At 40.5% G+C, this 25,248-nt stretch carries 28 protein-coding genes and 1 pseudogene; 7 read left to right on the top strand and 22 right to left on the bottom strand.

The features are described 5' to 3' along the window. Positions 1-7 precede the first annotated feature (7 nt). Together ACZ43M_RS09225 and ACZ43M_RS09220 are read right to left on the bottom strand one after the other, a co-directional pair. The gene (locus ACZ43M_RS09225; protein ID WP_213116496.1) at positions 8-244 is read right to left on the bottom strand and encodes a YkuJ family protein; all 237 of its coding nucleotides are present in this window, start codon (positions 242-244) and stop codon (positions 8-10) included. A gap of 234 nt (positions 245-478) precedes the next feature. After that, positions 479-1,690 (bottom strand): EAL-associated domain-containing protein, encoded by a 1,212-nt coding sequence (locus ACZ43M_RS09220; protein ID WP_464507109.1) that lies wholly within the window; start codon positions 1,688-1,690, stop codon positions 479-481. A gap of 265 nt (positions 1,691-1,955) precedes the next feature. Between ACZ43M_RS09220 and ACZ43M_RS09215 the strand changes: the two genes are divergently transcribed. The 3 genes from ACZ43M_RS09215 (at position 1,956) to ACZ43M_RS09205 (ending at position 4,682) form a co-directional block, all read left to right on the top strand. Further along, positions 1,956-2,822 carry a metallophosphoesterase gene (locus tag ACZ43M_RS09215; protein WP_464507108.1) on the top strand — a complete coding sequence of 289 codons (867 nt, stop codon included), beginning with the start codon at positions 1,956-1,958 and terminating at the stop codon, positions 2,820-2,822. A 130-nt stretch (positions 2,823-2,952) separates the two neighbouring features. After that, the gene (locus ACZ43M_RS09210; RefSeq protein WP_464507107.1) at positions 2,953-3,456 is read left to right on the top strand and encodes a YkyB family protein; all 504 of its coding nucleotides are present in this window, start codon (positions 2,953-2,955) and stop codon (positions 3,454-3,456) included. A 62-nt stretch (positions 3,457-3,518) separates the two neighbouring features. Continuing rightward, positions 3,519-4,682: an aminotransferase A gene (locus ACZ43M_RS09205; protein WP_464507106.1), complete on the top strand. Its 1,164-nt coding sequence runs from the start codon at positions 3,519-3,521 to the stop codon at positions 4,680-4,682. A gap of 21 nt (positions 4,683-4,703) precedes the next feature. Here the strand turns inward: ACZ43M_RS09205 and ACZ43M_RS09200 are convergent, their stop codons facing one another. From ACZ43M_RS09200 to ACZ43M_RS09145, 12 genes and pseudogenes are all read right to left on the bottom strand, one after another. After that, positions 4,704-4,889: a hypothetical protein gene (locus ACZ43M_RS09200; RefSeq protein WP_464507105.1), complete on the bottom strand. Its 186-nt coding sequence runs from the start codon at positions 4,887-4,889 to the stop codon at positions 4,704-4,706. Positions 4,890-4,972: 83 nt separating this feature from the next. After that, entirely contained in the window at positions 4,973-5,851 is an 879-nt protein-coding gene (locus ACZ43M_RS09195; protein ID WP_464507104.1) for an NAD(P)-dependent oxidoreductase, read from the bottom strand. Between the two features lie 91 nt (positions 5,852-5,942). Then, complete coding sequence (locus ACZ43M_RS09190) at positions 5,943-6,413, bottom strand: hypothetical protein (RefSeq protein WP_464507103.1); 471 nt, start codon at positions 6,411-6,413, stop codon at positions 5,943-5,945. 108 nt (positions 6,414-6,521) lie between these two features. Next, positions 6,522-7,157: an FMN-dependent NADH-azoreductase gene (locus ACZ43M_RS09185; RefSeq protein ID WP_464507102.1), complete on the bottom strand. Its 636-nt coding sequence runs from the start codon at positions 7,155-7,157 to the stop codon at positions 6,522-6,524. A 121-nt stretch (positions 7,158-7,278) separates the two neighbouring features. Next, positions 7,279-7,425: a hypothetical protein gene (locus ACZ43M_RS09180; protein ID WP_464507101.1), complete on the bottom strand. Its 147-nt coding sequence runs from the start codon at positions 7,423-7,425 to the stop codon at positions 7,279-7,281. Positions 7,426-7,636: 211 nt separating this feature from the next. Continuing rightward, the gene (gene ptsP, locus ACZ43M_RS09175; RefSeq protein WP_464507100.1) at positions 7,637-9,349 is read right to left on the bottom strand and encodes a phosphoenolpyruvate--protein phosphotransferase; all 1,713 of its coding nucleotides are present in this window, start codon (positions 9,347-9,349) and stop codon (positions 7,637-7,639) included. Positions 9,350-9,352: 3 nt separating this feature from the next. Continuing rightward, positions 9,353-9,616 (bottom strand): phosphocarrier protein HPr, encoded by a 264-nt coding sequence (locus ACZ43M_RS09170; RefSeq protein ID WP_464507099.1) that lies wholly within the window; start codon positions 9,614-9,616, stop codon positions 9,353-9,355. Between the two features lie 162 nt (positions 9,617-9,778). Further along, a pseudogene (locus ACZ43M_RS09165) lies at positions 9,779-9,895 on the bottom strand (FGGY family carbohydrate kinase); the annotation flags it as partial. A 14-nt stretch (positions 9,896-9,909) separates the two neighbouring features. Continuing rightward, complete coding sequence (locus ACZ43M_RS09160) at positions 9,910-11,136, bottom strand: hypothetical protein (protein ID WP_464507098.1); 1,227 nt, start codon at positions 11,134-11,136, stop codon at positions 9,910-9,912. Further along, positions 11,133-12,329 carry a DUF58 domain-containing protein gene (locus ACZ43M_RS09155; protein WP_464507097.1) on the bottom strand — a complete coding sequence of 399 codons (1,197 nt, stop codon included), beginning with the start codon at positions 12,327-12,329 and terminating at the stop codon, positions 11,133-11,135. The genes ACZ43M_RS09160 and ACZ43M_RS09155 overlap by 4 nt, the downstream gene beginning before the upstream one ends. Further along, a complete protein-coding gene (locus tag ACZ43M_RS09150) occupies positions 12,326-13,273 on the bottom strand; it encodes an AAA family ATPase (RefSeq protein WP_464507096.1) in 948 nt (315 codons plus the stop codon). Before ACZ43M_RS09150 ends, ACZ43M_RS09155 begins: the two co-directional genes overlap by 4 nt. Before the next feature lie 103 nt (positions 13,274-13,376). Beyond that, on the bottom strand, positions 13,377-13,571 hold the full coding sequence (locus ACZ43M_RS09145; RefSeq protein WP_464507095.1) for a hypothetical protein: 195 nt from the start codon (positions 13,569-13,571) through the stop codon (positions 13,377-13,379). A gap of 227 nt (positions 13,572-13,798) precedes the next feature. On the opposite strand from ACZ43M_RS09145, the gene ACZ43M_RS09140 reads away from it, so the two are divergent. Continuing rightward, positions 13,799-13,984, top strand: coding sequence for a YkvS family protein (locus tag ACZ43M_RS09140; RefSeq protein WP_464507094.1), 186 nt, complete (start codon positions 13,799-13,801; stop codon positions 13,982-13,984). Between the two features lie 44 nt (positions 13,985-14,028). Here ACZ43M_RS09140 and ACZ43M_RS09135 read toward each other — a convergent pair whose 3' ends face one another. Continuing rightward, complete coding sequence (locus tag ACZ43M_RS09135) at positions 14,029-14,148, bottom strand: DUF6254 family protein (RefSeq protein WP_464507093.1); 120 nt, start codon at positions 14,146-14,148, stop codon at positions 14,029-14,031. A 121-nt stretch (positions 14,149-14,269) separates the two neighbouring features. On the opposite strand from ACZ43M_RS09135, the gene ACZ43M_RS09130 reads away from it, so the two are divergent. Beyond that, positions 14,270-14,881: a lysostaphin resistance A-like protein gene (locus ACZ43M_RS09130; protein WP_464507092.1), complete on the top strand. Its 612-nt coding sequence runs from the start codon at positions 14,270-14,272 to the stop codon at positions 14,879-14,881. Positions 14,882-14,908: 27 nt separating this feature from the next. Here the strand turns inward: ACZ43M_RS09130 and ACZ43M_RS09125 are convergent, their stop codons facing one another. After that, the gene (locus tag ACZ43M_RS09125; protein WP_464507091.1) at positions 14,909-15,961 is read right to left on the bottom strand and encodes a YkvI family membrane protein; all 1,053 of its coding nucleotides are present in this window, start codon (positions 15,959-15,961) and stop codon (positions 14,909-14,911) included. A gap of 179 nt (positions 15,962-16,140) precedes the next feature. On the opposite strand from ACZ43M_RS09125, the gene ACZ43M_RS09120 reads away from it, so the two are divergent. Beyond that, positions 16,141-18,300: an ATP-dependent Clp protease ATP-binding subunit gene (locus ACZ43M_RS09120; RefSeq protein ID WP_464507090.1), complete on the top strand. Its 2,160-nt coding sequence runs from the start codon at positions 16,141-16,143 to the stop codon at positions 18,298-18,300. 40 nt (positions 18,301-18,340) lie between these two features. Here the strand turns inward: ACZ43M_RS09120 and ACZ43M_RS09115 are convergent, their stop codons facing one another. Beyond that, the gene (locus ACZ43M_RS09115; RefSeq protein WP_464507089.1) at positions 18,341-20,035 is read right to left on the bottom strand and encodes a M3 family oligoendopeptidase; all 1,695 of its coding nucleotides are present in this window, start codon (positions 20,033-20,035) and stop codon (positions 18,341-18,343) included. Positions 20,036-20,132: 97 nt separating this feature from the next. Beyond that, positions 20,133-20,567 (bottom strand): MarR family winged helix-turn-helix transcriptional regulator, encoded by a 435-nt coding sequence (locus ACZ43M_RS09110; protein ID WP_464507088.1) that lies wholly within the window; start codon positions 20,565-20,567, stop codon positions 20,133-20,135. A gap of 253 nt (positions 20,568-20,820) precedes the next feature. Here ACZ43M_RS09110 and ACZ43M_RS09105 point away from each other — a divergent pair, with 253 nt between their 5' ends. Continuing rightward, positions 20,821-21,168, top strand: coding sequence for a hypothetical protein (locus ACZ43M_RS09105; RefSeq protein WP_464507087.1), 348 nt, complete (start codon positions 20,821-20,823; stop codon positions 21,166-21,168). A gap of 121 nt (positions 21,169-21,289) precedes the next feature. Here ACZ43M_RS09105 and ACZ43M_RS09100 read toward each other — a convergent pair whose 3' ends face one another. From ACZ43M_RS09100 to ACZ43M_RS09085, 4 genes are read right to left on the bottom strand one after another with little or no spacing between them, the layout of a single operon-like run. Further along, positions 21,290-21,574, bottom strand: a complete 285-nt coding sequence (locus tag ACZ43M_RS09100; RefSeq protein ID WP_098526926.1) for a ferredoxin family protein — start codon at positions 21,572-21,574, stop codon at positions 21,290-21,292. Beyond that, entirely contained in the window at positions 21,574-22,869 is a 1,296-nt protein-coding gene (locus tag ACZ43M_RS09095; RefSeq protein WP_464507086.1) for an FAD-dependent oxidoreductase, read from the bottom strand. The genes ACZ43M_RS09100 and ACZ43M_RS09095 overlap by 1 nt, the downstream gene beginning before the upstream one ends. Next, on the bottom strand, positions 22,862-23,893 hold the full coding sequence (locus tag ACZ43M_RS09090) for an electron transfer flavoprotein subunit alpha/FixB family protein (protein ID WP_464507085.1): 1,032 nt from the start codon (positions 23,891-23,893) through the stop codon (positions 22,862-22,864). The genes ACZ43M_RS09095 and ACZ43M_RS09090 overlap by 8 nt, the downstream gene beginning before the upstream one ends. A gap of 33 nt (positions 23,894-23,926) precedes the next feature. Continuing rightward, entirely contained in the window at positions 23,927-24,754 is an 828-nt protein-coding gene (locus ACZ43M_RS09085) for an electron transfer flavoprotein subunit beta/FixA family protein (protein WP_464507084.1), read from the bottom strand. Between the last annotated feature and the right edge of the window lie 494 nt (positions 24,755-25,248).

The following is a 25,248-nucleotide window of genomic DNA, read 5'->3' as shown; positions in this document are numbered from 1 at the left end:
CACGGTCCTATTGAATCAAATCAAAAATCTCAATTGTAATCATATCAATATTATCAAATTGATACCGTTTTGGCTTTTCCTTTTCGAAATATACTTCTAGTTCAAACGTTTCAGTTTTTGGATGGAAAGTGACTTGACACTTTCTTTCTCCGTTTACCTCGAAATAACGCTGAGCTGGCTCACCACTCGCCGATTGTTCTTGAAGGTTTTTTAAACGTGTTAATATACCTTGAAGCTGTGACATAAGCTTTTTTCTCCTTTCCAACACAAACAACTTCTATTTGTTAGGTTTCGCATTTGGCATGTTTCTATCCGGATGGATTTTTCCATATGAACAAATTTTAACTATATTTTATATGCCAATATTAAAAGAATAAAATAATCAACCATATTTGTCCAAGCAAAAATTTAAAAACGCTAAAATTTTTACCCGGATAATTTAGTTATCCCGATAACTCGGGACCATCCTGGTGTTCTCTTATAATAATTGGTCATGTTCAAACAAATATTTATAAGAAATATCAATAAATAAATAATCGCTGTTATTCATCGGTATTGAAAAGGTCCGAATATTCTCCCCTGTTTCGATATCGCGATACAAATCAGACAAGATCCCTTTGCGCTCATTTCTCATCTTAATTATATTTTCTAAAAAATATGGGCGCCAACTCCAATTTTTATGTAAGTATTCGGGTTGAGTTGCCCAGTCATTACCGACTTTGAACAGATTGGCCGATATTTGGAACCCATTTTCATCGCATACATATATCCGAAACGCAGCCTCATCCATTTCCTTTCCAATTATCTTCAACAGCTCCTCAAGGCCAAGCTTTTTGTTTTTATGGATGATTTCCTGTACCTTGACATGAAAATATTCAGCAGTGGTAAAAACTGCTTCTAATTTTCGTTTTTCGTAGGAAATAAAATCATGAAACTTTTCCTTCAGCCGATACTTTAAAAAATCAGCATCGATAAATTCACTAGCTGGGGGATGCAAGTAGTAGCCCTGATAATAGCGGCCGCCATTTTTCCAAGCAAACTGCAGCTGATAGCTCATTTCAATGTTTTCAAATAAAAGCGTTGCGCCAATTTTTCTAGCCAACACAGACAGTGAAAATAGGACGTCATTAAAATTAACACCCTTTGCCGTAGACTTTAGAGCTTCTAAATTAATTTTCAAAATATCAGGTTCTAGCTGAGCAAAACGTTCAAAAAAAGGGCTTTCACTATCCAACTTGGAAATTGCAATTTTAATCCCGTAGGTACGATAATATTGCAGCAAATTATCAAATTGGTCGATGTCGCCTTTATAATGTTGATCGGAAACTTCAAGGACAATTCGGTTCAGCTCTATGCCTTTTTTTTCAAAGGCAAGCAGTTCCTGTAGAAATGGTTCGCCATGTTCGTACATGAGCAGTTCGGCATTCCGATTAAAAAAAATACTGATTTTTCCATCAAGTTCCAATACTTTTTCCAATGCTTTTTGCACGATTAATAAATCGACCTCAAATTTATATTCATCAGGTATTTGGTCATCATGAAAGAAAGGTCCGAGACTAATGACCTCCTCGTCTGTTTTATATCTTCCCAATACCTCATAGGCAATTATCCGCTGTTCATCGGCACTAAAAATAGGCTGGAAATACGGAAACACGTTTGTTAAATTCGAAAGAATTTCCAAGGCATCCATCAAGTACCTCCCAATAAAATGTTTTCTGATAATACCATACGCCATAAAGCTGCCGCTCGTTCTTTGCCAATAGAATACCATGATATGTGCACATAAACAATTAACCACACCTACACCGTATTAAATTAAGTTGTAAACATTTTTAGGCATTTATTTATTTTCCTTGAATAAAAACTTATTAAAGCTTGTTTGCTTGCAATATGGACCATTTTTCATGAAAATACAAATGCGACTCAATTAATAATAAATAGGTTGGTAGAAGCGGATGTTAAAAAATCAAACCCGGAGGACGTTTTTAAAACGAATAACAGGTTCAATCCTTACCATTCTTGGGTTAGGAGCAGGAGGCTATGTTTATGCAAACCGCATCGAGCCGTCGTTACTGGGGATTACCAGGCAGGAAATCCGGCATCCATTAATTCCGGCCGGGTTTCACAATAAGAAAATTATTCAATTCAGCGATACCCATCTAGGTTTTCAATACAATCTTAATCAATTTAAAAAATTGGTCGATATAATCAATGCTGAGCAGCCTGATATGATTCTATTTACCGGAGATTTAATGGATGAACCAAACATGTATAAAGAGATTAACAACTTGACCGGAATAATCAAAAACCTGCACGCCCCACTAGGCAAATACTGCATTTATGGGAATCATGACCACGGAGGATACGGGACCGAAATATATCGAAATATTATGGAGGCCGCCGGCTTTACAGTCTTGTTAAATAACGCATCCTTCACTAAATTAGCTGACGGAAGCAGGATTTTTATTGCAGGTATCGATGACTTAATGCTAGGCAAGCCTGATTTGTCCGCAGCATTAAAAAACGTTCCAGATAATCAATTCTGTATTCTTTTGGCACATGAACCAGATTTCGCCCAAACAGCCTTGCAATATCCGATACATTGGCAGCTAAGCGGGCACAGTCATGGAGGCCAAGTGAAGCTTCCTTTTATGGGGGCGTTGATTCTCCCTCCCTTTGCAGAAATTTATCAGGAAGGACTTTATACCATTGGCGGCGATAACGAGCTAATACTGTATGTCAATCGAGGAATTGGTACAACCGGACTGCCCTTTCGGTTTTTTTCCAAGCCAGAACTGACGGTTTTTACTTTATCAAGTTAAAAACTCCTTATCCATCAACTGATAAGGAGTTTGTTTTATAAAATACTCTTTTATCCAAATAATAAATAAAAACTTGAGAATTATTTCTATTTTACTAAAAAAAAGGTATAATAAAAGTGTCTTTTAAGGAATGAAAGGAGAACCTATTTTGAATCCCGAGCAGAACTACCCTCTTAAAAAAACTAGCCTGACCATCGAAAACCTCGCACAAGCTGTCTTTATCGTAAATCGCCATGCGAAGACAGCAATTAATCCCAAATTTTTGTACAGATTAAAGCAAGAGTCCTTAAAAAAATTGATTCATGAAGGAAAAGCCGAGAAAATAGGTCTTCATTTTTCCCAAAACCCTAGGAACAGCCAACAGCAATCGGATGTCCTAGTAAAATGCGGGGACTATCTTTTTCACATTCCTCCTACTAAAACCGACTTTACTACTCTTCCACACTTAGGCAAATTGGATGGCAAAGTCAGAAATCCCAAGACCTCAATGCCCCTTAATGCAGCCAAATCGCTGCTGCAATCCTATACTGGTATTACCGAAACCGATGGAGGAGCCCCTCCTAACAACCAGCATAGAAAACATCAGGCTTATCAAAAACCAGTCTTTAAAAGGCTAGGGGAACGCTATTCTTAGTACAAAAAACAAAGCCAGGTGGGCTGCCTGGCTTTTAAAAATTTATGGAAGGAAGAATTTGATTGGAGCATCTTCTTAATCAACGTGTCAAAGAAATTGAGATTTCTGGCATTCGAAAATTTTTTAATATGGTTGCTGATGTGAAAGACCTAATTTCACTGACAATCGGTCAACCTGATTTCCCTACCCCTGAACATGTAAAACAAGCAGGCATCGCAGCCATTGAGTCAGATTTCACCACCTACACCCATAACGCAGGTACATTGGAATTAAGGAAGGCGGCCTGTGAGTTTGCGGCTAAAAAGTATGATTTACATTATCATCCTGAATCTGAAGTGATTGTGACCATGGGGGCAAGTGAGGCTATTGACATCACCTTTCGAACCATCTTGAGTGAAGGAGTGGAAGTCCTTCTGCCCGGGCCCATTTACCCTGGTTATGAGCCCATTATCACGATGATGGGAGCAAAACCGATACATATTGATATTCGCGGCAATCGATTTCGATTTACCTTGGATGTAATTAAACCGTATATCACAGAGAAAACGCGCTGCATTGTTTTGCCATACCCATCAAATCCTACCGGCGTCAGTCTTACCGAGGATGAGTTAAAAGAAATAGCAGAGTTTTTAAAGGATAAAGACATCTTTGTCCTTGCAGATGAAATATATAGCGAACTTACCTATCATGGAGTTCATACATCTATTGCCAGTTTTCTTAAGGAAAAAACCATTGTCATAAACGGCCTTTCCAAATCCCATTCCATGACTGGCTGGAGGATTGGTTTCTTATTCGCACCAGAAGCGGTTGCCAAGCACATTTTAAAGGTACACCAATACAATGTGTCCTGTGCTAATTCGATTGCGCAAAAAGCCGCTTATGAGGCCTTAACCACAGGAATAGACGATGCCCTTGTTATGAAAAAAGAATATGAGTCTAGAAGAGATTTTGTCTACGATCGTTTGAAAGCAATGGGTTTTGATGTTATCATGCCGGATGGAGCCTTTTATTTCTTCGTCCCAATACCCCATGACATACCATTAAACAGCTTTGACTTCGCACTAAAGCTAGTTTCAGAAGCGAAGGTTGCGGTTGTTCCAGGAAGTGCATTTTCAGAATATGGCGAAGGCTTTGTTCGATTATCCTTTGCTTGTTCCATGGACATCCTGAGATTAGGGATGGACCGTATCGAACAATTTCTCGTACAATATCGAAAACCTCGCTGATTACAAGCGAGGTTTTCTAACTTACGGGTTCATACCTTTATATTTTCCATTATTTTTTGCTGCCTTTACCTTTTTGGCTTTATCATGGTGAATTTTATTGGTATCGGCCGCTCCCATTTCATGAGCGAACTCAGAATCGATAACAGCAGAATCAAACCCTTTTTTGTTTCTCTGCTGCGGATCATTTTTCTTGTTTCGTTTCGCCATAAACATTCCTCCTACAGATAATTCGCTAATAGTTTAAGGTAGAAGGAATGAATTTATGCCTGCCAGTATGTGGCGTAATCCACTCAGCTTTTCCAATATTTATATAGTGCCTGTGTGCCGCTATTTTCCTCGCCTTGTTCTGCCAAGCGTTCATAAAGAGATTTCGCCAATGCAAGACCAGGTACATCCATCCCCATCTGTTGAGCTTCGTCCAAGGCAATTTTCATGTCCTTAATAAAATGCTTTATGTAAAATCCAGGTTCAAAGTTACCCTGCAGCATCCTTGGCGCTAGATTGCTGAGTGACCAGCTGCCTGCGGCCCCAGTTGTAATGCTTTTTAAAACAGTCTCCGGATTTAACTCTGCTTTTTGGGCATAAATAATGGCCTCACACACACCAATCATATTGGAGGCAATGGCAATTTGATTACTCATTTTAGTATGCTGCCCGGCACCAGCATTGCCCTGATAAACGATATTTGTTCCTAACCGCTCCAAGAGCGGAAGAACGGCATTGAATGCTTCATGGTCACCACCAGCCATGATGGAAAGCTTCGCTTCCCTGGCGCCGATATCTCCGCCTGAAACGGGCGCATCAAGGGCATAAATACCTCTTTCTTTAGCAGCCTGGTAGATTTTCGACGCGAGTGACGGTGAAGAGGTAGTCATATCAATAAAATAACTTCCAGGTTTTCCATTTTGAATCAACCCGCTATCACCCAGGTACACTTCCACAACATCTGATGGATAGCCAACCATTGTGAAAACAACGTTTGCCTTCCGGGCAACTTCCATTGGAGTCGCAGCCCATTCTGCTCCTTGTGCCAATAAATCTGCTGCCTTTTCTTTTGTCCTCGAATATACAACCAAAGGGTAGCCAGCGTTTAACAAATGCCGAGCCATGCTTTTGCCCATTACCCCGGTTCCAATAAACCCGATAAGTGTTGATTCTGAAGTTAGCAAGTTCATTTCCTCCTTTAATGTGTTAATTTTATTCTATCACTGTCATTTATTATTTTGACAATAAAAAGACCGGAACATATTTTGTCCCGGATTATAGCTCAGAAGAAAAATTCGTTAAATAGGCTCGCCCGAATACTTCTTTATTATTAAATACTTCCACGGAGACTGCATTGTTCTCCTCTATCATTTTTTCAATCTCGTAGGTGTGTAAATCCTGAAGTAATGGGATGGGGTCCATATAAATGAATTTTTCTTTTCTCCCTTTTACGTCCAAATATTCTCCATTTAGCACTTGCTCTTCACCATAGACAATTTCCCGTTTTCCGATTGCTGTTGCCAGGCGCTCATCATGAATCGTAACCTTTACCTTATAAAGCTGGCGTCCATCAAGAATTTCATTGTTAATCCGGAAACGAAATTGGATTTCATTATTTTTCGTTAACAGCGCATCGGCATAGCGGTTAGCAATTAACTCATTGGAAAACAGCATACTGCATCCAGTTGTACTAATTGCGCCAATCAATCCGATAATCAAAACCAATACCTTTATTTTCTTTTGCATCGTCATCACCCCTTTATATTTTCCACCATTGCCCAAAATGAAGCGGTGTAAACATAAAAGAATGTACGAATTTAAAAGAGGCAAACGCGGTTTGCCTCTTTTGATTGATTAAAAAGTATGTGCCAAATCTTTAGCCCGCGCAATTGCATTTTCTTTAATTTCTTCCGCTTTATCAGGCATAGCGTTATGTCCCTCTATAAACAACCCCTCAAAAGCCGGAACCCCAAAGAAACTCATCATAATGCCGATATAGCGATGTCCCATTTCCATTTGGGCAGCAGGACCTTCGGAATAGAATCCACCCCGAGCCTGGATGTGTAATGCTTTTTTATTGGTTAGAAGCCCAATTGGCCCTTGTTCAGTATACCTAAATGTTTTCCCTGCTACAGCTACCGCATCAAGGTACGCTTTCATTACAGGCGGGAAGGAGAAATTCCATAATGGAGTAACAAATACATACTTATCAGCAGCGATAAATTGATCGCTTAGTTCATTTAACCGGGAGACCTTTGCCTTTTCTTCTGATGAAAGTTCATCAAATCCCTGTCCGGATCGCAGCTTTCCCCATCCACTGAATACATCGGCATCAATTTGCGGGATATTTTCGGAGTATAGGTCCAAATGAATAACTTCATCATTCGGATTGGTTTGTTTATAGGTTTCGATAAATTCCTTGGAGACAGCCATGCTATATGATTGCGTTTCATCATGCGGGTGTGCAGTAATATACAATACTTGTGCCAATTCAATCACCTTTCTTGTAGTTGGTTTTCATTATAGTTTGATTCAGCGACAGATAATTTACTCGCCAGCAATAAAAAAAGGGCTGTCATGGCGACAACCCTAGGTGATTTGAATGTGTTAACTATTCTGTTAGTTCCATTGCATATGGATTTTTACCGATATTTTGTCTCATTTCGTCTGTCATTAAGAATGGTTCATTACTTTCTGTTTGAGATTCCACCTGTTGAAGATGAGAACTGCCGTCGTAATGTACTGGTTTTTGCTCCATGAACCTTCCTCCTCCGCTGTAATAACACCTTTAGTATATGCAACAAATTACCTAATTACTTACTGAACCTGCTATTAAGTTTTACCTAATAGACAAGTTCCTTATTACTAGTATTATAATCCATAATACCCAGAAGAAAAACAATATTTTTAAAATTCTCAATAGAAAAAAACCGGCCAGATGAACTGGTCGGTTTTCGTTTAATGGTTGATTATTTAATCGCTGTATTTACTGCTTGTACTACCTGATCGGTTGTTTGCATATTAAGAACTTCCTGAGCCAGCTTTTCCATATCGGCTTTATTTAAGCCTTTGATTAAGGAACGTGCTTTCAAAATAGACGTGGCACTCATTGAAAACTCATCGAGGCCAAGGCCCAGTAGTACTGGAATAGCCGTTTCATCGCCGGCCATTTCACCACACATGCCTGCCCACTTTCCTTCTGCATGTGCTGCATCGATGACCATTTTCACCAATCGAAGAATAGATGGGCTGTATGGCTGATAGAGGTAGGAAACACGTTGGTTCATCCGGTCAGCTGCCATTGTATATTGAATCAAATCATTTGTTCCAATGCTGAAGAAATCTACTTCTTTGGCAAATTGGTCAGCAAGAATCGCGGTTGATGGGATTTCTACCATGATTCCGAGTTCAATTTTTTCTGCCACAGTTTGGCCTTCAGAAACTAGCTTTTGCTTTTCCTCTTCTAAAATGGCCTTTGCAGCTCTGAATTCATCCAAAGTAGCAATCATTGGAAACATGATTTTTAGATTTCCGTAGCTGCTTGCACGCAATAAGGCACGAAGCTGGGTCCGGAAAATATCTTGTTCTTCCAAACATAAGCGAATTGCTCTGAATCCTAGGAATGGATTCATTTCTTTTGGCAGGTCAAGGTATGGTAGTTCCTTATCTCCACCAATATCAAGTGTCCGAACGACCACAGGTTTGCCGGCCATTCCTTCCAATACCGCTTTGTATGCTTCAAATTGTTCGTCTTCAGTCGGCAGTTGGTCACGGCCCATATAAAGGAATTCTGTACGGTAAAGTCCAACGCCTTCGCCACCGTTTTCAGTTACACCCTTTAGGTCATTAGGTGTTCCAATGTTGGCGGCCAGTTCGACATGTACACCATCAGCTGAAACCGTTGGTTCATTGACAAGCTTGGCCCATTCTGCTTTTTGTTGTTCATATTGTTCGTGGACTTTGCGATACTCCGCTACTAACTCGGGAGTTGGGTTAATATGTACTTCACCCTTAAGTCCATCCACGATGATCAAATCGCCGTTGTTAATTTCTTCAGTAGCAGACTTTGTTCCAACTACTGCCGGAATTTCGAGGGAACGAGCCATGATCGCTGAATGTGAAGTACGACCGCCAATATTTGTTGTAAACCCTTTAACGAATTCCCGGTTTAACTGCGCTGTATCAGATGGTGTTAAGTCTTCGGCAACAATAACCACTTCTTCACTAATCATGCTTGGGTTTGGCAGCTGTACACCTAATAAATGAGACAAGACACGTTTGGTGACATCACGAATGTCAGCAGCACGTTCTTTCATATATTCGTTATCCATTTGCTCAAACATCATGACAAACATATCAGTTGTTTCTTTAAGGGCAGCTTCTGCGTTAACATTCTCCGATTTAATTTTATCTTCAATCGGATTATTTAATTCTGGATCGCTTAACACGAGCAAATGCGCTTCAAAAATAGCGGCTTTATCTGCTCCCAGCTCAACCTGGGCGCTATCGCGGATTACTTCCAATTCAGATTTCGCTTTTTCCATTGCACTGCGGAATCGTGCAACTTCAGCGGCGGAATCCTCCACTTTTTTTTGTTCAAATGATAAATCCGGTTCCACAAGGCGATATGCTTTTGCAATCGCTATTCCATTAGATGCCGCAATACCATGTAAAAACGTCATAATTTATGCCAAACCTTCTTTTTTCATAAGTTCTTCGAGGCTGTTTAGTGCAGCATCTGCATCTCCGCCCTCAGCAGTAATTTTGATATCTGCCCCTTTACCGATACCTAGGGACATAACGCCCATAATAGACTTTAAATTAACAATTTTACCTTTATATTCCAAATTAATATCAGCATCAAATCTGCTTGCTGTTTGAACGAGTAGTGTTGCGGGTCTTGCGTGGATTCCTGTATCTGCAATAACTGTAAATTGCTTTTCTGCCATTGTTTTCTTCTCCTTTGCTGGTAAAAAAATAATTATACAAACCGTAGAATAGCATTTTCTGCAATTCTAATCAAATGTTTTGTGCTGATATTCACAAATTCTCCTCATCAATGGGAATTACCGCGTTATAAACGGGCTCGCCTGTTTCCATGTCCCAAACAATGGTGGTTTTTGCGTAAACTCCTTTTGAGCGGTGTGCACCATTTCACCGTTTTTATTAAAAATAATCGCCCGGGAACTTGTGGTTCCTTGATCCAAGGATAAAATATATTTTTCCATAAAAGGTCCCCCATTTATTGTTTTTGATTTTTCCTGATTTTTTTCTGATTGTGTTTCATTTCCCTTAATTGCTTTTTCACCAAGACGATTTCTGTTTTAATCTTCGAAATTTCCTCGCCTGAACCGATTTCATCACCATAGCGAACCCTATGGTAGATTCCTATACTATCATCTGATAAGGACAGTCCAGCCCGGTGCGCCCATTCCCCCAAGGTCTCATTAGGAAGCCGCCCCAATTTCAATTTATGGGCATACTTTTCCAACTGGAAGATTTCTTTTCTAATGAGATCCTCTGGTGGTTTTCCCCAGTTTTTATAGAACGTGGAAGGATTTTGGTTTGTCATTCCTGTTGTTATTTCTACTGCTGTCTTGGCGTTATTGATGACAATCTGATGCTGTTTAAATTTCTGTTTAATCACGTAATAAATAAATCCTGCCACTGCCAATCCGATTAGAAGACAAAAAATATATTCTCCAAACCCATGAGAAGGGGCCTGGTAACTGTTATCCCCTTTCAAGGGCTCCACTGGCTCATATTTGATATCAACGGCACTCGTCCCTATCAAGCCTAGCAAATATTCAATGACCTTGAAAACCGGCAGGGCCAAGCTGGAAAAAAGCTTGGCAGTCAATTGTAATAAACCAAAAAAGGCGGCTCCGATGTATTTTAATGTAAAGGCAAGAATAGCTCCAATTCCGATTAATGCGACGATGGCTTTTATGAAAAATAACGAAAAAATTTTTTTATCAGTTCCCAGCGTACCCCAATTACTAAAATAACCTTTGGCAATTGTGAGAAACACTAACAGGATCAACATGGTCATCATTTGATTCTGGTAGGTATACTTGGTCATCGTTGAATAAATGATTGCGATGATTCCTATTGAAAAAGACCACAACAATAATAATGTTGGTGATCCCGTTGGGAGGTCTTCGCTCAGGGAGATTCCCCGCCAAAATATATACAACCCCAATATGAATATCAAAGCGACAGACAGACCGGCCCAACTACCAATAAAAATCAGCAGTGGGAGAACGATGACCAAATAAAGCCATTTTCCTTTGTTAGAAAGGCTGCCAAGCAGGAAAGAATAAACGATAAAGCCCGCCGAACCTACCAGGGTCAACAGGAATATCGGCGGGAATGTATCACCACGAATATAAAATAAAAATAGTAATAGATCCCCGGCCAATAGTTCCAAGATAAAACGATATGTGGCTGAAACAACACGTTTTGTCATAGAAGCTTCCTTCTTTCATCTTGAATACCCAAATTAGACAGTACCCCATAATCATCTTCAAGCCTTAGTTCGAACAGATTGACACCTTTTTGGTATTGAATGGCCAGCATCTGATTCGTTTCCTTCGTCCTAATCCCGGCATGAATGAAAAAAGGCTGGGTTTCCAGATGCCGATTAAAGAAGGACAACATTTGGTGATACGGGATGCTGGTGTTTAGCTTGTTTATCGAAGCCAACGTTTCCAAGACCTTTTGCAAATGTTCCTGTCCTTCTCCTTTTGGCAAATAAACAAATGGAGTCACTCCGGCAGTGCGAACATTAATACACAACGCATAGGGAATATGCTTATGAAACGCATAATAGGCAAACTGTGTTATGCTGCTGATTAAACTTTCAAGATTGCCAGAAATAGAATGGCCATTTGAAATGTTCAGGGCAACTATCCAACCTGCTTCAGCAATTTTTTCATATAGTTTTGTCTGCAAAGTTTGTTTTCTGGCGCTGGCCTTCCAATGAATACTGTTAAAACTGTCGGAAGCAACATAGTCCCTTGTTCCCAATGGGCCAAGACGGTTATCATAAACAGAATATGATACCGTATTATTTCCTTGAAGCATGGAAAATTGCTGGATTAATCCTTTTACAGGGATTGGCTTCGGGTAGACAAGCGCCTGCTGGTTTATGGGATATTTGTATTCCAGCGATACTTCCCCAAATCCAATAAGGCTTGGTATAAGTAATTCCAACCTGCGAATTTTGGCAATTCCCCGTTGCTGTGCTATAAACGGAATTTTGATATCCTTCGTTTGCCCCGTATAGATTGAAATCGGAATTGAAATTTCATGCAAACCAAGACTTGATTCATTCTCACTGCTATCCGGTGCCACAAATTGATCAAAGGAAACACGCAATTGGGCTCTTAAAATCGGAAATCCCTGATTACGAACACTAAATGTCCATTTCCCCATTTCACCCATAAAAAACCTGGCTTTTTCATGTCGATAATCCAAAAACAGAAGTTCTCCCGTTTTTTTAAAATAAAACTGATTAGCAGTGGCAATAATCAAAAATAAAATTCCCAGGAAGAACAATAATTTTGATTGAACATAAAGACTGATGATAATCATGACAATGGCAAGAACACTTATCCCCGGTAATTTTCGCTCTTCTGCCCAATATTTATTCCAAATCATCCATGCGCCCCCGCTTCAACCGGGACTGGAAGCGTTGTGAGGATTTCTTCTACAATGGATTCAGGCGTTTTCGTTAAAGCCCCTTCGATTGACAGCAGAAGTCGATGACCGAGCACAAAAGGTGCGACAGCTTTTACATCGTCCGGGGTAACATATGTACGTCCGTTCAGGAAAGCCTTGCCCTGAGACGCTCTCATCAGCGCTAATGTCCCTCGCGGGCTGACACCCAATTCAATGCTGGAATGTTCTCGGGTATTCCTAACTAGGGCCAAGATATAATCCTCAACATCATCCGAAATAGTTGTACTGGTTACAGAGGATTTTAATTGTTCAACGTCTTCAAGGGAAAACACTCTCGTTAAGGGTTTTACCTGCCCTGCCCCACGATGAATTTGCATGATTTTTTTTTCATCCTGTAATACTGGATACCCCACTTTAAGTTTTATAAAAAACCGGTCCATTTGGGCAACAGGCAATGAAAACGTACCTTGCTGTGATTCAACGGGATTTTGCGTAGCAATGACCATGAACGGCTCTTTTAATGGTACTGTAATCCCGTCTATGGTTACTTGGCGTTCCTCCATTACCTCCAAAAGACTCGACTGTGTCCTTGGAGTTGCCCGATTTATTTCATCCGCCAAAACAATATTAGCCATAATCGGTCCTGGGCGAAGCTCGAATTCCTGTACTTTCGGATTGAAAAATTGTATTCCGGTCACATCGCTAGGAAGTACGTCAGGGGTGAATTGAATTCTCGAAAAAACCCCTCCGATAGCAGAGGCAAAACTTTTTGCGAGCATTGTTTTCCCGGTTCCTGGCACACTTTCAAGCAAAATATGTCCGTTAAATAATAAAGCGATTGCCATTAATTCCACTTCCATTTCCTTTCCGACAATCACTTTATTAATCTCTTGTTTTAGTTTTGTAATACTTTCTGTTACCATATTGCTTTCCCCCAGTCTCTCTCTTTTTATAGCCTTTTCTATTTTATCAAAAATTACCATTTTTCAAAATTAAAAAGAAGAAACCCTTTTCGGGTTTCTTGCGTTAACTTCGCGGTTCTGCTAAATACTGATACAAAACGTTGCCATCACGCTGGGCAATTCCGCGAAAATGTTTAAAGTCCTCTCTTTTAACAAGGACCTGTCGAAAATCCATAAAATTTTCCTTCGGTACATAATATTCCGAAAGCTCGCCTGTCATTAACTTGTCTAATATTTCAGTAATGTGTTCTTCAATCATATCCGTAACCACCTTTACATTTACTATTTAAGTATTTGTTATTTCAGACGTCAACTTTTTAATTCTATTTTTGTATGCGGTTTCATTACTTTTATTTGACAGTATTCATATAATGATAGTAAGTTAACAAAATTGTCAAATAAAATCCTTTACGAATTTGGAAAAGTAGTGCAAACTGTTACTTAAATAGTTTTTTATTAGTTTACTAGCTAAAGGAGAGAGGCTGATTGAAAAAAGCAGAGGTAGGAAATGTCATCGAATTCCGCGGCGGACTGCAAGGAATTGTGGAAAAGGTAAATGAAAATTCGGTTATCGTCGATCTGACATATATGGACAATTATCGTGATTTGGAACTGGATCAGCGGACAGTCGTCAATCATAAAAACTATAAGGTCATAAAAGAAAGCGTTTAATAGACTGAAAGAAAAGGCAGGCTTTCCGCTGCCTTTTCTTTCATTTATTCGCCCTGATCCGTTTCTTTCGCTAACTGTTTCAATGATTTCACTTTACCATGCGGATTTTGATCTTGTTTCCTGACAGTCCATTGCCGCTCTTTTTGACTTTTCGACCTGGTCATGTCCTTCACTCCTTTCTCGAGATTATTTTTTTCAAAACTAGATATTCTTATGATGGAATTGGATAAAATGAAGATTGTATTCTTTTCCTTTTTAGCTATATATTTTTAAAGGAGTTAACTCATGAAAAACCTGGTAAAAGACTACCGCCTGATACTCGGGGTGGTATGCGCACATGCTCTCATCTACTTTTCCTTTCACGATAGGGCAATATTTTGGTATATCTTTACTGGTTCAATCCTTGCGTTAATCGCATATTCCAAATTCCAGGGAGATGTAGATGATGAAGCATCCTTTGGTCAATATATCCTGATTGGAGCTATATCCGGTTTCCTGCTATATTTCCTTTTTTGGCTAGGGATAAAAGGCTTTGAACTTTTCAACATACCGCATCAAAAGGACATTAATCGTCTATATAAATGGTTTGCCCCACATTTATTTTGGCACTATATCGCACTTATTCTGGTAGCGGCACCGGGAGAAGAGCTGTTCTGGCGCGGATTTATTCAAAAAAAATTAATGAACTATTTCAAGCCTGCCGTTAGTATTGCAGCAGCAGCTCTTCTTTATGCCACCGTTCATATTTATTCCGGTTCATTCCTATTAGTTTTGGCCGCGCTTGTGTCAGGGTTGGTATGGGGGACTCTTTATTATTGGAAGAAAAGTATGCCGCTGGCCATTGTTTCCCATATTATTTTTGATCTGATGATTTTTGTTATCGCTCCATTTAGGTAAGCAGCAGTGTCTCTTCAGAGCAGCTGCTTATTTTATTTTATCTCCGGGCGTGAAGGGTTTCATCCAAAGTAAAATAAAAAAGCTCATACAAATATAGCCAAATAATGGGTATAAGTAAGAAAGTAATGTGCTGTAATTCACCAAACTTATTAAGTAGGATACAACAAAGATTGCCGTCACCGTAATAACCGTTGGCAATGGCCAAAACTGCTTCAGTTGTCTATCAAGACCAAAAACATTGCCTATAACCGATGTGAAGATTTCCCCATAAATAATGAGAACAAAAAACCAGTAAAAAAATGGAGCCAGGTTCTTCATAATAATCGCCATCGGTATTTCATATAACTCAAGGTTGGGCAGCATAATCAAAGTAAAATGACTGGCTAGCAGAATGAGCGTCAGAGCCAGACCGCCGATTATCCCCCCCCATTTAATCGTCCAATCATCATTAACCTCGGTTGCAATTGGAACCAAAACAGCCTGTGCCAGTCCCAAATTAAGAGCCGCATAAGAGAACGGTGCGATGACACTTTTCCAACCATCGTTTGCATGAGGAATATACAAAAATTGCTCCAAAAAGTTCGGCATTTTGACTGATAGAAACATTAATATCAGACTAAAAGCAATCATTAACGGGACAACGAATGTATTTACGGCAAAAAGCCCTTTTGTTCCAACAAGCATCACTATGAAGGAAAGGAAGATCGTCAGGAATACCCCTACATTTTTCGGCAATCCAAGCTGCTCCTCGAACACCGCTCCGGCCCCGGACAGCATAACCGCACTGACCCCAAGCAGCATAAACAACATGAACGTATTTATGACATTTCCAGCCCATTTTCCAAATAAGTATTCATTAAATTCCTGATATGATTTTGCATTTATTTGTGCGGCCATTCTCATCAATTTGGAACCAATCATGACAAACATGTAACCGCTCATTAATATGCTAATGAAGCCAAAGAAACCAAATCGCGAAAAAAATTCAACGATTTCTTTTCCCGTGGCAAATCCTGCCCCGACAACGGTGCCAACATAGACCGCTGCAATTTGAAAGGCTTGACTCCAGCTTTTTTTCACATCATCTCCCCCTTATCATCAATATATGAGCAAAGGGACAAACAATGACGAGCATTTACCAGTCAAGGAAAGTATTTCTACATGCAAAAGGCTTGAAAGTCAAAGAAGGTCAGAGTATACTATGCTCATAAGGTCAAAGTTAGTCAAAGTCAAAGTAAAAAACAAGGAGGTTTTCATTTATGCTTTGTCAACGATGCAATCAAAATCAAGGCAATATAAAACTATCAATGAATGTTAATGGACAACGTACGGATTTAATCCTCTGCCATGAATGCTATTCAGTAGAAAAACAAGCACTAGGAACAAGCTTTGGAATGAATATGAACCCATTTCAAGGTTTCAACTTCGAGGATTTGTTTGCAAATAAAAATGCTTCTTTTGATCAAACAGGAAAAGCACCCTTTACACAGCAACAACAATATTCAAACTCTGGTCATGGCGGGTTCATCGACCAATTCGGCCGCAACTTGACCCAAATGGCCAAAGCCGGGTTAATCGACCCAGTCATTGGCCGCGATGAAGAAGTGAAACGAGTCATAGAAATTTTAAATCGCCGCAATAAAAATAATCCGGTGTTAATCGGTGAACCCGGTGTCGGGAAAACAGCAATTGTCGAGGGGCTGGCATTAAAAATTGCCGAGGGTGATGTGCCAGGAAAGCTGCTGAATAGAGAGGTTTATCTTCTTGATGTCGCCTCACTCGTAGCCAATACCGGTATTCGCGGCCAATTTGAGGAAAGAATGAAACAATTGATTTCCGAATTACAGGAACGTAAAAACGTCATCCTGTTTATTGACGAAATTCATCTGCTTGTTGGGGCTGGTTCAGCAGAAGGCTCAATGGATGCAGGGAATATTCTAAAGCCTGCGCTTGCCCGCGGCGAACTTCAAGTAGTTGGTGCCACAACCCTTAAGGAATATCGCCAAATCGAAAAGGATTCGGCACTCGAACGCCGCTTCCAGCCTGTACAGGTTCAAGAACCTGATATGGATGCTGCACTTGCAATCTTGAAGGGAATTCAAAAGAAATATGAAGATTACCATCAGGTTGTTTATTCAGATGAAGCTATCAGCGCATGTGTAAACTTGTCACAGCGGTACATTCAAGACCGTTTTCTGCCCGATAAAGCGATTGATCTGCTGGATGAAGCGGGTTCAAAATTAAATTTAGCTACCGACTACAAGACCAATGATCAAATTGAAACTCGTCTAAAGGAAATAGCTTCTGAAAAAGAGGCTGCCCTAAAAAGCGAGCAGTATGAACTGGCTGCAAAGCTTCGTGATGAGGAAGTACACCTTGAAAAATCATTAAACAATGCATCAACTGCCGAAAGACCGATTGTTACTGTTTCACTCATTCAGGAGATTATTGAACAAAAAACAGGTATTCCTGTCGGCAAACTGCAAGAAGATGAGCAGCTTAAAATGAAACACTTGGAAGAAAACCTGAATAAAAAGGTAATTGGTCAAGAGAAAGCCGTGGCCAAGGTGGCAAAAGCAATCCGTCGCAGTCGTGCGGGGTTAAAACCAAAAAACCGCCCAATCGGATCCTTCCTGTTTGTTGGTCCGACCGGTGTTGGTAAGACAGAATTAACGAAGACACTTGCAGAGGAACTGTTTGGTACAAAAGAGTCGATGATTCGCCTAGATATGAGCGAATATATGGAAAAACACAGCGTGTCTAAATTGATTGGCTCACCTCCAGGCTATGTCGGCCACGAAGAAGCAGGACAATTAACCGAAAAAGTCCGCCGCAATCCTTATAGCATCATTTTATTAGATGAGATTGAAAAAGCCCATCCTGACGTTTCACATATGTTCCTGCAAATTCTAGAGGATGGCCGCCTGACTGACAGCCAAGGCAGAGTAGTAAGCTTTAAAGATACTGTCATCATCATGACGAGCAATGCCGGTATCGGCTTTAAGCCAATCCATGTAGGATTTAATACGAGCGAAGCCATCGAGGAAGCATCTATACTTGAATCATTAGGAAGCTTCTTCAAGCCTGAATTCTTAAACCGCTTTGATAGTATAATTGAGTTTAATTCACTTGATAAAGACCATATTTTGACCATTGTTGATTTGATGATTAGTGAACTTCAAGATACATTGGCTGATCAAAACATTGAATTAACAATTGAACAACCTGCCAAAGAAAAATTGGCACAGCTCGGCTACCATCCTGCATTTGGTGCGCGCCCGCTGCGCCGAATGATTCAGGAACAGCTTGAAGATAAAATCACTGATTATATCCTCGAGCAGCCAGAAGCCAAAAAATTAACAGCCACTGTTATCGATGGCGAATTGAAAGTGATCTCGGAAACTGCAGCGGTGAAGTAAAAAAAAGCGAAGCCAGTTATATCGTGGCTTCGCCTCTTTTTTATAAATCCTTGTCGTTTACTGAATTTAACCAATCCTCAATTACACCAACAACTGATTCGACGCAGCCGTCTTCGAATGGCGAAATCAAATTTGCCTCTTTAGCAAGCTTTGTAAAGGACATGCTGCCGCCAAGCTTGCAAAGTTTTACATAATCCGCCCAAGCCTCTTCACGGTTTTCTCGTGACCGTTTCCAGAACTGAAATGCACAAATTTGCGCCAAAGTATAATCAATATAATAAAACGGTGAATTATAAATATGGCCTTGTCGCTGCCAGAAGCCGCCGTTTTCAAGATAGGTAAAGCCATCATAGTCCTTATGCGGCTGATACTTTTTCTCAATATCCCGCCACTTGGCTTTCCTTTCCGTAGGTGTTGCCTCCGGATTTTCGTAAACCCAGTGCTGGAACTCATCGACCGAGACACCATAAGGCAAGAACAATAGCGCTTCGCTAAGGTGGGAGAACTTATATTTATCGGAATCTTCCTTAAAGAAGAGCTCCATCCATGGCCAGGTAAAGAATTCCATACTCATCGAGTGAATTTCAGCCGCTTCATAGGTAGGCCAATAATATTCCGGAATTTCAAAGTGACGGCTTGAGTATACCTGGAAGGCATGGCCAGCCTCATGTGTCAACACATCAATATCACCGGAAGTCCCATTAAAGTTGGAAAAGATAAATGGAGCTTTGTAGTTTTCAATATATGTGCAATAGCCTCCGCTTGCTTTCCCTTTTTTGGCCACAAGGTCCATCAGGTTATTTTTCTGCATGAAGTTGAAAAATTCTCCCGTCTCCTCCGATAAATCCTGATACATTTTTTGGCCGTTCTCGATAATCCATTCTGGGCTTCCTTTTGGAACGGCATTTCCAGTTTGAAACGCAAAGCTTTCATCATAATACTTCAATTGTTGCAGGCCCAGACGTTCCCGCTGACGCTCTTTTAGTTTCGAAGCGATTGGAACAATAAAGTCCTTTACCTGCTGACGGAAATTGGCGACCATTTCTGCATTGTAATCAGTCCGCATCATCCGATAATAGGCAAGCTCAACGAAATTCTTAAGGCCTAGCTTGGCGGCAATCTGTGTTCTAACCTTGACAAGATCATCATAGATTCGGTCAAGCTCTGCTTCATGCTGTGAAAAGAATCCAAATTTCGCCTGTGCTGCCTCCTTCCGTATTCCTCGATCTTGTGATTCAATGAATGGATCGATTTGGGCAAGGGTTCGCTCCTCCCCTTCAAAGTTTATTTTTGCCGAGGCAATCAGCTTGGTATATTCAGTCACTAATTTGTTTTCTTTTTGCAGCAAAGGTACAATTTCCGGTTTAAAGGTTTTCAACTGTCCCTCAGCAAGTGCAAATAGTTGCGTTCCCCACTTTTCTTCTAATTGGGGGCGAAACTTGGAATCCACTAGTGCTTGATAATATTGGGACACTAGCCCTTCAACCTCCGGTCCCAGGTCATCCATGTAATCCTGCTCTTTCTTATAAAATTCATCATTCGTGTCGATCGAATGACGGATATGACAAAGATTGAACATCGTACCAAGGTCATTTCGAAGCTGGTTAACCTCATCCATAGCCTTACTCTGGTCTTCAACTGTTGAGGCATTGTTAAAGCGTTGGAGTGCAGATGCAAATTTTTCTTTCACGTCCTCTAGATTGGGACGAACATATGTATAGTCTTGAAAGCCCATTAATAAACCCCCTCTTCGCTTTTCAAATATTTCAATCTATTTCATTATATACTATCAAGCCTGATTCAAAAAACAAAAAACGGCCAACTGGCCGTTCTTAAAATTTTCCCGCAGGTAATCCTAACTTTTTTAGCAAATCTATTGCTGTATCTTTCTCCGAATCGTTAAGGCTTGACATGAGCTTGTCGATTTGTTCAGCATGCTCAGGGAAGATTTCCTGTATCAATTTTTTTCCCTCATCCGAAATGGAGGCATAGATTACCCGTCTATCGGTGGGACAGGCAACTCTTTGCAGTAATCCCTTTTGTTCCAGTTTATCAACCACATAGGTAATGCTTCCGCTCGCCAGCAAAATTTTCGCGCCAATTTGCTGCAGCGGCTGGTCACCTTTATGATAGAGAAGCTCAAGAACAGCAAATTCAGTCGGATTTAATCCATTGGCCTGAATCACTTTATTGACATGCTCATTAATGGCTTTGAAGGCACGTGAAAGAACAATAAACAGCTTTAATGATTTTGCAGTTGAATCCATAGTAACGCATCCTTTTATATTTTGTGTACTTAAATATCTCGATTTCAAAATTATTATAAAAAAATATCGTTATTCTGTCAATTTTCCACATAAAAAGGATGGGCAGCCCCCATCCTTTTTATATTAATTGAATTCTTAATTTGACAATTCTATGAAGATGCCTCATTTTTTCGAAAAATTATAACATTTATCACTCAAATATGATGACAAAGTTTCATATAATAAAGATAGAAAACAAAAGGGAGGGAAAAAATTGAAAACCCCTAATTATCATGATTTTTACCAAGTCGCCTTAGTACCAATTGGCAGTAACGATCAGAAATCATTGAGGGAAACAGACGCTTATTACCCTGGTTCAAAATCAACCCACTGGCTGATTGCCGTTGAAGGGGTGCAACTCCCGCAAGCAAAGATTTATTACCACTGGAAAGTAAGTATCTACCCGTCTGATGTTGAAGGTGATTTCAATTGGAGAAAGCCTTATTATTGCTCTGCCAACATGGAGGTAATGGAACATGCGTTGAAATTAGCCTCCTCGTTAACATCATCAAGCAAAGTAGATGAACTCTCCTCCGCTGCTTTAATAGAGAAAATCAGTTAAACCTCTTCAATACTACCTTCTTGCTTCACCTTTTTTTAAATTCCCTTGTGAAAAAACATACATATAGGTTAAACCAGACAAAAAAAGTGCTGTTGCCATTTGGCGAACAGCACTTTTCATATTAAGCAAGCCGGAAGACGATTCCGTGTCCTCCCTTAGGGTATTCCCATTTAATATTTTGATACGGACAGCCGATCCGGCAGCTGCCGCATTCATGGCACCCTTCGTAGCCTACCTGCATCCGTGTCCCTTCCCATTTATATACCTCGGCCGGGCAAAAGACGGTACAGATTTTATCCGGGCATTTCGTCATGCAAATGTCATGGTCAAGAACAGTTAAATGGGACTTCGTATCACACTTGAACCTTAGAAGATACTGCTTTTCTTCAATATTCTTCGTTGACATTATTTCACCGCCTTCCAAGCTCGATAAATATCTTGCAACACACGAAGTGTGCCTCTTTGTGACGTCATACTCTTAATAATCTGCTTTTGTTTATCCCGCTTAGGCGTGCCATCAACGGTAAAGAATTTGCTGGCCGCCTGGTTCATCATTGGGAGATACTCCTTAAAGTATTGCGGATATTTCTCAAAAGTGTGTGCTGCATCTTTATATTTTTCCAAATCTTTAATAATGAAGCTGTTGTAAAGTGCCTCACGGTAATTGTTTAAACTAGATTCGCTATAATCGCCGCGATTCTTCGCCTCGATTACCGTTTCAGCCGCGAGCAGGCCGGAGTGCATTGCCATGTTCGACCCTTCACGATGGATGGCATTAACAAGCTGTGCTGCGTCTCCAATAACGAGTACTCCATTTCCTGCTACCTTTGGTACGGAGTGATACCCGCCCTCTGGTATCAAGTGAGCCAAATACTCGGCAGATTCACCGCCTTCCAAATATGGTTTTACCATCGGATGTGTTTTTAGGTAGTCCAATAAATCATACGGCTTTAATTTCGCTTTGATCATGCTCGAAAGGGTAGTACCCACCCCGATATTTAAGCTTTCCTTGTTTGTATATAAAAACGCGGTTCCAAGGTTACCTTTGGTGGAGTCACCAAAAATTTCAATTGTACAGCCATGATTATCCTGCAAATTAAAGCGGTCATTAATCTTTTCTTTTGGCAGATTAATAACTTCCATAACTGTTAACGCTACCTCATCAGGACGGAATTCCTTATGAAAACCAAGTTGCTTGGAAAGCAGTGAGTTGACCCCGTCTGCGAGGACGACAACATCTGCATAAACCTCACCATCCGGTCTGTCGGTGCGAACGCCGACAACCTTGCCATTTTCTACGATACACTCCGTAACGACCGTTTCGTTAATTAGAAGCGCCCCTGCTTCGACCGCTTTCTTTGCAAACCACTGGTCAAACTGCGCTCTTAAGACGGTAAAGTTATTGTATGGTTCCGCTGCCCACTCAAGGCCTTTATAACCGAAGGAAACGACAGATTCTTTATCCATCATCCAAAACCGCTGTTCCACAACCGGGCGCTCTAATGGTGCTTCTTTCCAAAATTCAGGAATCAGTTCTTCCATTTGTTGACGGTACAGAACGCCACCCATTACGTTTTTTGCTCCCGGGTATTCTCCACGTTCAATGAGCAAAACATCCAGTCCAGCCTTAGCACATGAATACGCACAAGATGTACCAGCAGGTCCTGCCCCAACCACAATGACATCAAATTTCTCAGGCATAGCTCAATTCACCGCCTTTTTCAGCTTTTTGCTTGTTGAATTGCTGGATTAGTTTCGGAAGTATTTCCTGAGCATCCCCGACAATCCCATATGTGGCCACATCGAAAATTGGTGCAGTTGCATCTTTATTAATTGCGATAATTAATTCAGAGTTTTTCATGCCGACAACGTGTTGGATCGCCCCCGAAATCCCAATGGCAAAGTAAATCTTTGGCGTAACGGTTTCCCCTGTTTGGCCAACCTGCTGTTCATGTGGCAGCCAGCCTGCTTCCACCACGTCACGCGTACCGCCAACACTTGCTCCAATTGTTTCAGCGAGTTCATGAATGAGCTGGAAGCCTTGCAAATCGCCCATTCCTTTTCCGCCACAGACAATGACGTGAGCATCGGCCAAGTTGGCCTTTTTTGTTACGTCGTTCACAATTTGAAGCACTTTTGTACGCATATTTTCTTCCTGCAGCGAAATTGTCTCTTCAATAACTTTTCCTAATCTGTCGGATTCCGGCTGTAGTGCCTTCATAACCTTTGGCCGTACCGTTGCCATTTGCGGGCGATGCTTTTTACAGAGAATCGTCGCCATAATATTGCCGCCGAACGCTGGCCTGCTTGCCTCTAGCAATCTATTTTCGAAATCGACATCAAGCATGGTTGTATCAGCAGTTAAACCTGTGTTCAGATCAGTCGCGACAGCACTTGCTAAGTCCTTTCCGTTCGGGGTTGCTCCATAAAGAATAATCTCCGGCTTGTATTTTTGGGCCAGAAGCATAACACCCTTCATATACGATTCTGTCCGATAAAATTTAAGTACAGGATGATCGATTACATACACTTCGTTAGCACCATACGATATCACCTGTTTAGCTAACGGTTTAATTTCATTTCCAAGTAAAAATCCTGCCAGCGGAACCTGCAGCTTATCAGCAAGCTTTCTCCCTGCACCGAGCAATTCAAGTGATACACCTTCAATTTTCCCATCATTTTGTTCAATAAATACCCAAACTCCACGGTAATCGTCGAGATTCACGTAAGCCCCTCCCTGCTTCAAAGAATAAAGTAGTTATTTAGTAGATGACTGTAATGTAAATAGGTCTTTTTTCTCCATCAAAATATCCATTAATTGAGTGACTTGATCATCGGTGGAGCCTTCAAGCTTTTTGCCGCCTTCAGGGCGGGGCGGTGTAAACATTTTCCCGACAATAGTTGGGGAACCTTTGAGACCAAGCTGACTCCGGTCTACGTCTTCTAGGTCACTGACTGCCCATATAATCGGTTCGTACTTTGCTGCTTTAATCATGTTCGGCATCGGTGAATATTCAATATCATTGATTTCTTTTTCTACCGTTAATAAACAAGGTATTTCTGATTGAATCATTTCATGACCATTTGTCAGCTTCCTCTTGATTAACACGGTTCTCTCCTGCTCATCTACTTCGGTTACCTCAATGACGTTTGTAACCGGAGGAATATCCATTCTTCTGGCAATTCCAGGCCCTACTTGTCCGGTGTCACCATCAATAGCATGTTTTCCGCAGATCACCATATCGATTGGCTCTTCCTTATTGATTCTTTCCAAAGCCTTCGATAGGGCGTAGCTTGTAGCCAATGTATCCGCTCCAGCAAAGGCACGATCTGTAATCAGATAGCCTCGGTCCGCACCAATTTCAATGCTCTTCTTAATAACAGCGGTTGCCTGCGGCGGTCCCATGGACAACACAGATATGGTCCCACCCGTTTTTTCCTTAATTTTCACAGCTTCCTGAACAGCATGGGCGTCATATGGATTTAAAATGGCTGGAGCACTCCTGCGGTCAAGTGTGTTTGTTTTTGGATTAATTTTAATGATTTTTGTGTCAGGAACTTGCTTGACACATACGACAATGTGCATGTAGGACTTCCCTCCTCCAATAATGTAAGAACAGTGTAAGCGTTTGCCTTAAGTGGTTTATTAAAATGCTATTATTTACGATATATGTATCGAAATAAAAGCATATTACCCAATATTGATAGTTTTCTAATTTGCATTAAATAAAAGCTTAAAAAAAGACAGAATTTCAAATAAAGCTGTACGCTTCCGTCAGTTTCATTTGGGAGTTTATTCATAGTAGGAAGATTTCATTTGAAGTAGATCATGGTGTAGTATTTCGAGAAATTGTACTAATTTAACTATAAGAAATATTGAGATATAAACAATGATAAAAATCACAGCAACTGTCTAATATTGTAGAAATGTTTAAAATTGAAGGTATAAAAGGAGAAAGCTAATATAAAACATATAGAAGAAAATAGGATGTAATGGAGAAATAAAGCGGCATCACGCCTGAAGGTCTTTAGATGCTTGAGCTTTTAAGCAAAATAAAGACCTTCATGTAGATAAACTTG

Source organism: Neobacillus sp. B24 (genome assembly GCF_055381825.1).
This window is presented reverse-complemented; position numbering and strand designations above follow the sequence as displayed.

Excerpts from the sequence above, each read along its gene's own strand:
- ACZ43M_RS09225 (WP_213116496.1), bottom strand. The coding sequence starts at position 244 with ATGTCACAGCTTCAAGGTATATTAACACGTTTAAAAAACCTTCAAGAA.
- ACZ43M_RS09220 (WP_464507109.1), bottom strand. The coding sequence starts at position 1,690 with ATGGATGCCTTGGAAATTCTTTCGAATTTAACAAACGTGTTTCCGTAT.
- ACZ43M_RS09215 (WP_464507108.1), top strand. The coding sequence starts at position 1,956 with ATGTTAAAAAATCAAACCCGGAGGACGTTTTTAAAACGAATAACAGGT.
- ACZ43M_RS09210 (WP_464507107.1), top strand. The coding sequence starts at position 2,953 with ATGAAAGGAGAACCTATTTTGAATCCCGAGCAGAACTACCCTCTTAAA.
- ACZ43M_RS09200 (WP_464507105.1), bottom strand. The coding sequence starts at position 4,889 with ATGGCGAAACGAAACAAGAAAAATGATCCGCAGCAGAGAAACAAAAAA.
- ACZ43M_RS09190 (WP_464507103.1), bottom strand. The coding sequence starts at position 6,413 with ATGCAAAAGAAAATAAAGGTATTGGTTTTGATTATCGGATTGATTGGC.
- ACZ43M_RS09180 (WP_464507101.1), bottom strand. The coding sequence starts at position 7,425 with ATGGAGCAAAAACCAGTACATTACGACGGCAGTTCTCATCTTCAACAG.
- ptsP (WP_464507100.1), bottom strand. The coding sequence starts at position 9,349 with ATGACGTTTTTACATGGTATTGCGGCATCTAATGGAATAGCGATTGCA.
- ACZ43M_RS09170 (WP_464507099.1), bottom strand. The coding sequence starts at position 9,616 with ATGGCAGAAAAGCAATTTACAGTTATTGCAGATACAGGAATCCACGCA.
- ACZ43M_RS09160 (WP_464507098.1), bottom strand. The coding sequence starts at position 11,136 with ATGACAAAACGTGTTGTTTCAGCCACATATCGTTTTATCTTGGAACTA.
- ACZ43M_RS09155 (WP_464507097.1), bottom strand. The coding sequence starts at position 12,329 with ATGATTTGGAATAAATATTGGGCAGAAGAGCGAAAATTACCGGGGATA.
- ACZ43M_RS09150 (WP_464507096.1), bottom strand. The coding sequence starts at position 13,273 with ATGGTAACAGAAAGTATTACAAAACTAAAACAAGAGATTAATAAAGTG.
- ACZ43M_RS09145 (WP_464507095.1), bottom strand. The coding sequence starts at position 13,571 with ATGATTGAAGAACACATTACTGAAATATTAGACAAGTTAATGACAGGC.
- ACZ43M_RS09135 (WP_464507093.1), bottom strand. The coding sequence starts at position 14,148 with ATGACCAGGTCGAAAAGTCAAAAAGAGCGGCAATGGACTGTCAGGAAA.
- ACZ43M_RS09130 (WP_464507092.1), top strand. The coding sequence starts at position 14,270 with ATGAAAAACCTGGTAAAAGACTACCGCCTGATACTCGGGGTGGTATGC.
- ACZ43M_RS09120 (WP_464507090.1), top strand. The coding sequence starts at position 16,141 with ATGCTTTGTCAACGATGCAATCAAAATCAAGGCAATATAAAACTATCA.
- ACZ43M_RS09115 (WP_464507089.1), bottom strand. The coding sequence starts at position 20,035 with ATGGGCTTTCAAGACTATACATATGTTCGTCCCAATCTAGAGGACGTG.
- ACZ43M_RS09110 (WP_464507088.1), bottom strand. The coding sequence starts at position 20,567 with ATGGATTCAACTGCAAAATCATTAAAGCTGTTTATTGTTCTTTCACGT.
- ACZ43M_RS09100 (WP_098526926.1), bottom strand. The coding sequence starts at position 21,574 with ATGTCAACGAAGAATATTGAAGAAAAGCAGTATCTTCTAAGGTTCAAG.
- ACZ43M_RS09095 (WP_464507086.1), bottom strand. The coding sequence starts at position 22,869 with ATGCCTGAGAAATTTGATGTCATTGTGGTTGGGGCAGGACCTGCTGGT.
- ACZ43M_RS09085 (WP_464507084.1), bottom strand. The coding sequence starts at position 24,754 with ATGCACATTGTCGTATGTGTCAAGCAAGTTCCTGACACAAAAATCATT.